This is a genomic window from Streptomyces sp. NPDC001732, assembly GCF_053596315.1.
The window spans coordinates 1-6,496 of the sequence record NZ_JBSFFY010000135.1 but is presented as its reverse complement, the minus strand read 5'-3'; the positions used below and the strand labels follow the sequence as shown (position 1 = coordinate 6,496).

General features: G+C 66.8%; 5 protein-coding genes and 3 pseudogenes. 4 read left to right on the top strand and 4 right to left on the bottom strand.

Annotated features, from left to right (window positions below; translation table 11 throughout):
- Nucleotides 1-348 precede the first annotated feature (348 nt).
- The gene (locus tag ACWCXX_RS40200) at nucleotides 349-1,023 is read right to left on the bottom strand and encodes a DUF4232 domain-containing protein (RefSeq protein WP_451136132.1); all 675 of its coding nucleotides are present in this window, start codon (nucleotides 1,021-1,023) and stop codon (nucleotides 349-351) included.
- 111 nt (nucleotides 1,024-1,134) lie between these two features.
- A pseudogene (locus ACWCXX_RS40195) lies at nucleotides 1,135-1,488 on the bottom strand (kynureninase/PvdN C-terminal domain-containing protein); the annotation flags it as partial.
- A 343-nt stretch (nucleotides 1,489-1,831) separates the two neighbouring features.
- On the opposite strand from ACWCXX_RS40195, the gene ACWCXX_RS40190 reads away from it, so the two are divergent.
- Nucleotides 1,832-2,344 (top strand): hypothetical protein, encoded by a 513-nt coding sequence (locus ACWCXX_RS40190; protein WP_451136130.1) that lies wholly within the window; start codon nucleotides 1,832-1,834, stop codon nucleotides 2,342-2,344.
- A gap of 269 nt (nucleotides 2,345-2,613) precedes the next feature.
- Here the strand turns inward: ACWCXX_RS40190 and ACWCXX_RS40185 are convergent, their stop codons facing one another.
- Nucleotides 2,614-3,183 (bottom strand): SMI1/KNR4 family protein, encoded by a 570-nt coding sequence (locus tag ACWCXX_RS40185; RefSeq protein ID WP_451136128.1) that lies wholly within the window; start codon nucleotides 3,181-3,183, stop codon nucleotides 2,614-2,616.
- Nucleotides 3,184-3,357: 174 nt separating this feature from the next.
- Between ACWCXX_RS40185 and ACWCXX_RS40180 the strand changes: the two are divergent.
- Both ACWCXX_RS40180 and ACWCXX_RS40175 read left to right on the top strand, forming a co-directional pair.
- Nucleotides 3,358-3,759 (top strand): annotated as a pseudogene (locus ACWCXX_RS40180) (transposase); the annotation flags it as partial.
- A 33-nt stretch (nucleotides 3,760-3,792) separates the two neighbouring features.
- Nucleotides 3,793-4,050, top strand: a complete 258-nt coding sequence (locus tag ACWCXX_RS40175) for a DUF6221 family protein (RefSeq protein ID WP_451136126.1) — start codon at nucleotides 3,793-3,795, stop codon at nucleotides 4,048-4,050.
- A 114-nt stretch (nucleotides 4,051-4,164) separates the two neighbouring features.
- On the opposite strand, the gene ACWCXX_RS40170 is transcribed toward ACWCXX_RS40175, so the two are convergent.
- On the bottom strand, nucleotides 4,165-5,403 hold the full coding sequence (locus ACWCXX_RS40170; RefSeq protein WP_451136134.1) for an IS256 family transposase: 1,239 nt from the start codon (nucleotides 5,401-5,403) through the stop codon (nucleotides 4,165-4,167).
- Between the two features lie 361 nt (nucleotides 5,404-5,764).
- Here ACWCXX_RS40170 and ACWCXX_RS40165 point away from each other — a divergent pair.
- Nucleotides 5,765-6,403: pseudogene (locus ACWCXX_RS40165) on the top strand (IS5 family transposase); the annotation flags it as partial.
- Nucleotides 6,404-6,496: the final 93 nt, after the last annotated feature.

The following is a 6,496-nucleotide window of genomic DNA, read 5'->3' as shown; positions in this document are numbered from 1 at the left end:
CTCCACCTCGCGGAACGACAGCGGGAAGCGGAAGTACAGCCACACACAGTGGGAGATCACCTCGACCGGGTACCGGTGCCCCCTGTACGACGGCGCACTGTCCACGGACGGTTCCCCCACCATGACCAACCCGGAGATCATCCCACCTGGTCAGCCAACGTGACAGCACCCGGCACACCCATCTCCGCACACACTTTCGCTAGGGCGCGTCTCCGAACAACACGCGGGTCCACGCCCCGGTAGCGTCGACCTGGTACCTGCTCGGTGCGACGTCACTGCAGGTCAGCGGCTCGTAGCACATGTCGCAGGCGCAGAACCGGAATCGACGTGCTATTGATCTGCAGGCCCTTAGCCGACCGTGAAGGCGCCGACCTTGAAGCTGTCGCCGCAGACGCTGAAGTAGCCGCCCTGCGAGCCGTCCGCCTTCAGCACGTTCACCGTGGTGTCCGGCTGCTCCGGCAGCCCGACCTTGACGGTGGACGCGCCCACCGGGCAGGTGTCGCGAGCGGTGCCCTCGGTGTTCAGGTTGTTGTAGCCGATGTCCGCCGTCGCCGAGCCGCCCGCCGGGATGTCGACCGCGTCCGAGCCCTCCTCGGAGTTGTCCGCGGAGATCGGGCCGGCCTTGTTCTCGTCGTCGGTCGCAGTCACGGTCGTGGGACCGACGACCGTACAGGTGGCACCGGAGGTGTTGGTGAGCTTGAGGGTGCCGTTGGCCGCCTGCTGCTCGGTGGCCTGGTGATCGCTCATGAGGAACTTGATCGAGACCGTCTGGAGGGTGCAGGCCGCAGTGGCGCCACCGCCCCCGCCCCCGTCCTTGGACGAGCTGCCGCCGCCGCTCGTGCTCGAGCTGCTCCCGGACGATGCCTTGGGCGAAGCCGCGGTCGAGGCCGAGTCCGACGCGGGGGCGGACGAGCCGGCAGCGGCGTCGGCCTCGTCGCCGTTGTTGCAGCCGGTGAGCGCGAGCGCGGAAAGTGCTGCGAGCGCGCCGACGGCTGCTATGCGGGTACGAGTACGAGTGCGCATGAACTTCCTTCTTCTCCGTCAAAAACTAAGAGCCAACTGAGAAGACAGGATGATCTGCGAAGCCGTACTGGTTGCATCTACCAGGTAGAGCATCACCAAGTCCACACCATCTCAGCCCAAGATCGTTGCCAATGCCCGCGCGGCCCGCTCCACTTCCGTGCACCCCAGGTAGAGCGGCGTGAATCCGAACCGAAGCACGTCAGGCGCACTGAAGTCGCCGACGACACCCTCCGCGATCAGACGCCCCATCACCTCACCGGCGTCCGCACACCGCAGCGCGACCTGGCTGACCCGCTCGGCATGGGCACCCGGCGTCACGACGTCGACCCGCCCTTCAGGTACGTACGCCCGCACGCATTCCGCGAAGAGATCCGTCAGGGCGACGGGCTTCGCGCGTGCGGCGTCGACGGAGACATCCGGCCGCGATCACACCTCCAGGGCCGCCTCAAGCGCGAGCATGGACAGTGGCAGTTGCGGCAGGTCCGGGGCCGGATCCGGGAACTGGAGATCAAGGAGCAGCAGGAACACCGTGCCCGGGAGCGGGCGCATGCCGCGCTGCGGTGGAAGATCCAGCCGCAGCGGTCGTCGTCGGCAGCTTTGGTGCACCGCGGGGACTGTGCCCTGTATCCGGCCGAGGGCGGAGAGCTTGGCGGCGCGTTTGCGGACGTTGTCGAGCCAGGTGCCGAGCTTGACCACCACGGGCCCGTCAGCGCCGCCCTGACGGCCTGTCGGGCTGTCTTCCGTGTTCCAAGGTGCTCGGCGTGCTTGCGGGGGACTCGTAGGTGTCCTTCGCGGGCGTGGAACTGCCGTGCTGCCGTGCAACCGCGGCTCGGGCGGCTCGGCGGCCCCAGCTCTCAAGTGCACGTACGAGAAGGCGACACCGCAGCCCCCGGCGGAGAACCTGGCCTGGGACGGCAAGACGCCCAAGGACGGCGCCATCTACCGCGTCTGGTGCGAGGGCGGCAGGGTCGGCTTCACGTTCGTCCCGACCGGCGCCGCCGGCCCGGCCACGCGCACGATCGACCCCGAGCTGGTGGCACGCCGCGCGGTCGACTCCATGAAGCTGGTGGGCCCGAAGGTGGCCAGTCCGCGCGCGGCCGGGCGGTACGTGGTCGGGATGCTGATGTGGATGTGGGTGACCCGCTCGACGTCGTCGTACGGACCGGCGACCGCGAAGGCGACCGCGGGCGGTGTCACCGTCACCGCCACCGCGAACGTGTCGACGACCCGGTGGGACATGGGCGACGGCACAACGATCACCTGCCACGGCCCCGGCACCCCGTACAGCGCCGACCGCGGCAAGTCCACGTCCCCGGACTGAGGCCACCGCTACGAACGGAGCGCCGCAGACCAGCCGGACGGCCGCTACAAGGGCACCGCCACCGCGACCTGGACCGTCACGTGGACGGCCCCCGCCCTCGGCGACGGCGGCGAGTTCACCGAGACCCGACAGACCGCGTTCACCGCCGCGGTTGGCGAGGTCCAGGTCCTCAACTAGGCGGCCGGGCTCGCCCCGACCACAGCCCCGACCACCGCAGGCCAGGGCCACGCTGCGCCTGATGCGTCTGCTCTGCCAGCGCCCGCTGGCCCCTAATCTGGCAGTGCCAGCGCTTCGTCCCAGACATTGCCGCCGTCTGCCCAGGTCCACAGCCACTGGCGCAGCGATGGCGCCGCATATCGCAGGCCGTCATGAGGGTCCTGGCCCCAGTCCGGTTCCCAGCCGTCGGCATCCCAGAGCAGGACCGGGTGATCAACCGCTATCAGCGAGACGTACCACTCCATCGTGCAGCCGCCGTTCGTCAAGAAGAACCACGACGCCGGCGCCCCCCACTCCGTCCGCTTGGCGTGGAGGGTCGTCGCGCAAGGCCAGTCCCCCAGATGCCAATGTGGAACACGGCGCGGTGTCAGCGACGCGAGGCCGCCTTCCGGCCCGAACCCACCGTCGCCGACCTCGGTGTAGATACGGCGGAGCAATTCAGGCAGGGGATACCCGAGGCTGTGTTCAGCAAGGTCCACTTCTGTCTTCGTGAGAGGAGGGAAGGGCTGATCCGGAAGAAGGCCAGGAGAGGGAGGCACACTCTCCAAGCCCCACGCTATGGCGTGCAGCCTCTCCAGAAGCGCATCGTCGTCCGCAGCAGTGCGGTGCGCAGCATCGGTCACGAGCCGGGACTGTAGTCGCGCTACGTCCTGGTCAGCCCGCCGGGTCAGCTGAGACCCGCGTCAGCATGTCCCGGGCGTCAACCCGCCGAAGGTCGAAGCTGGGCTGCCCCTCCGGCCATGCAGCCCTAAGGCAACTGCATTGCCACGGGCCGACGTAGGCCGACCACAGCCCCGACCACCGCAGGCCAGGCGGGCGACGCCCCGGCCTTCGACCCCGTCATGGCCGCAATCCGTGTTCCGCGAAGCGGACCCGGACGACCGAGGACTCGACCGGAGGCCGTCCTGGCGGACCGCGCGTACTCATCCCGCGCGATCCGGAATCACCTCCGCCGACGCGGAATCCGCGCTGTCGTCCCTCAGCCGTCCGACCAGGTCGGCCACCGTCTGCGGCGAGGCCGCGCCGGCAGCCGCCCACCGGCTTTCGACGCCGAGGCGTACAAGCAGCGCAACGCCGTCGAACGGTGCATCAACCGACTCAAGCAGTGGCGCGGCCTGCCCATGCGAACGGACAAGCTCGCCATCGCCTACCAGGCCGCACTGCACCTCGCCGCCAACCTTATCTGGACAGCTACTTGACCGCCAAAGCGCCTTGCCCGCGAAGATGGCCGCATGGACGACCTCGTGCAGTTCCTCGTCGCACGCATCATGGACGACAACCACGCCTATGCCTACGTGTCCGACACCCTGGGCGGCGAGGCTCTTCTCGACAGCCATCTCCCCATGCTCGACCTGACCGAGCAGCTGGCGCACGACTACAAGGCCATGGACCCCTCGGACTCCCGTTCGGCCGGCCTGACATACGCGCTGCGAGTCCTTGCCCAGTCATACGCCGAACACCCCGCCTATCGCCAGGAATGGCGCCCATAGCCTTTCAAGGAGACAGGCCCTAGTAGCAATACCGGTGACTTTGAGCTGGGTTGGTCGTTGGATGTGTTGTGCCAGGGTCTGTCAAACGAGCGGTGTAAATCGGGTTGTTGAGGGCTACTGATGTGCTGCGGAGAGCCGGCCGTCGAAGGTGATGTCGAAGGCGTTCAAGGCTGTCTTCCAGCGCATGGTCCAGCGGGCCTGGCCCTTGCCGGTCGGGTCCAGCGACATGATCGCCATGTAGACGCACTTCAAGGCGGCCTGCTCATTCGGGAAGTGGCCGCGGGCCTTCACCGCCCGGCGGATCCTGGCGTTGACGGACTCAATCGCGTTCGTCGTGCAGACGATGCGGCGGATCTCGGTGTCGAAGCGGAGGAACGGGGTGAACTCCTCCCACGCGTTCTCCCAGAGCCGCACGATCGCCGGATACTTCTTGCCCCACGCGTCGGCGAACTCCGCGAACCGCTCGAGTGCGGCCTCCTCGGTCGCCGCGGTGTAGACGGGCTTGAGCACCTTGGCGATCTTGTCCCAGTCCTGGCGGGCTGCGTAGCGGAAGGAGTTCCGCAGCAGGTGGACCACGCAGGTCTGGACGGTGGTGCGGGGCCAGACGGCCTCGACCGCCTCGGGCAGGCCCTTGAGCCCGTCGCAGACGAGCATGAGGACGTCTTTCACTCCGCGGTTCTTGATCTCGGTGAGGATGTGCATCCAGTGCTTGGCACCCTCGCCGCCATCACCAGCCCGCAGCCCCAGGATGTCCCGCCGGCCCTCGGCCGTGACGGCCAGGGCCACGTAGATGGGCCGGTTTGCCACGGCGCCGTCGCGGATCTTCACGTGGATCGCGTCGATGAAGACCACCGGATAGACCGCGTCCAGGGGCCTGTTCTGCCATTCGGCCATGCCTTCGAGGACCTTGTCGGTGATCGTGGAGATCGTCTGGCGCGACACGTCGGCGCCATAGACCTCCGAGAGGTGGGCCTGGACCTCACCGGTCGTCAGGCCCTTCGCGGCGAGCGAGATGACCATCTCGTCGACGTCGGAAAGGCGCTTCTGCCGCTTCCTGACGATTTTCGGCTCGAAGGAGCCCTCGCGGTCGCGGGGCACAGTTATCTCCACCGGGCCGACATCGGTCAGCACCGTCTTGGCCCGGGTGCCGTTGCGTGAGTTGCCGCCGTTCTTCCCGGCGGGATCGTGCTTGTCATAGCCGAGGTGGTCGGTGATCTCGCCCTCGAGAGCGGACTCCAGGAGCCGCTTGGTCAGCTGCTGAAGCAGCCCGCCCTCACCGGTCAGCTGCAGGCCCTCGGCCTGAGCCCGGCCCACGAGCTCGTCGATCAGCCGGTCGTCCACAGACTTCGGCACCACGGCCTCAGACGGCTCGACGGTCTCAACCTCGGTCACGTTGCTGCTGGTCATCGATGCATCTTCCATGATCGGGAGTTACACCGAACGTTTTACAGTCCCCCGGAAACAGACATCACCTTACGAACCGCCCACTTAGAGGGCGTTTACGTAGGTTTATTCCGGAAAGCCGCTTTCAGCACTGCCCCTTTTTGGTCAATTTTAGGAAGTATGCGAACTTCATCGCATCCCGCCGCACAGGGCCTGCCGTCCGTTTCGCTCACTTCTGCTGCCGGGATTCCGTCTGGTTTGAAGATGTGACAGAACCTCCTGGTAGTCAGAGGAACGGCACCTTCCGGCCCTCCCATGTCAAAGCTGCGGCGTGAGCCAGCCGAAGCCGTACCCCAGCGACCTGTCCGACGCCCGATGGGCCTTGATCGAGCCGACGTTGACGGCCTGGGGAAAGGCCCGGCTCGACCGCAGGCCCACTGGCCGGCCGGCCAAGGTCGACCTCCGCGACGTGTTCAACGCGATTCTCTACGTGAACCGCACCGGAATTCCCTGGAAATACCTCCCGCACGACTTCCCAAACCACGGCACCGTCTACGCCTACTACGCCGCCTGGCGCGACGAGGGAATCCTTGCCCAGCTCAACTACGACCTGACCGGTCTGGCCCGCGTGAAAGAGGGACGAAAACCCGAACCGACGGCCTCCGTCATCGACACCCAGAGTGTGAAGACCTCCACCAACGTGCCCCTGACCAGCCAGGGAACCGACGCCGCGAAGAAGATCGTAGGCAGGAAGCGAGGCATCCTCACCGACACGATCGGCCTGCTCCTCGCAGTGACCGTCGCTGCCGCGAGTCTCTCGGAAAACGCCGTAGGAATACGCCTTCTCGACCAGGCGAAGAAGACCTACCCCAGCATCTCCAAGAGCTGGGTCGACACCGGCTTCAAGAACGCCGTCGTTGAGCACGGCGCAGATCTCGGAATCGACGTCGAAGTCGTCAAGAGAAACCCTGTCCGCGTACTCGTCTGAGTGCACCACCGAGTACGGAGTTATGTGCACCACTGGTCAGGCCACGTCGGTGTCCCGTTCGATGGCCTGGAGACG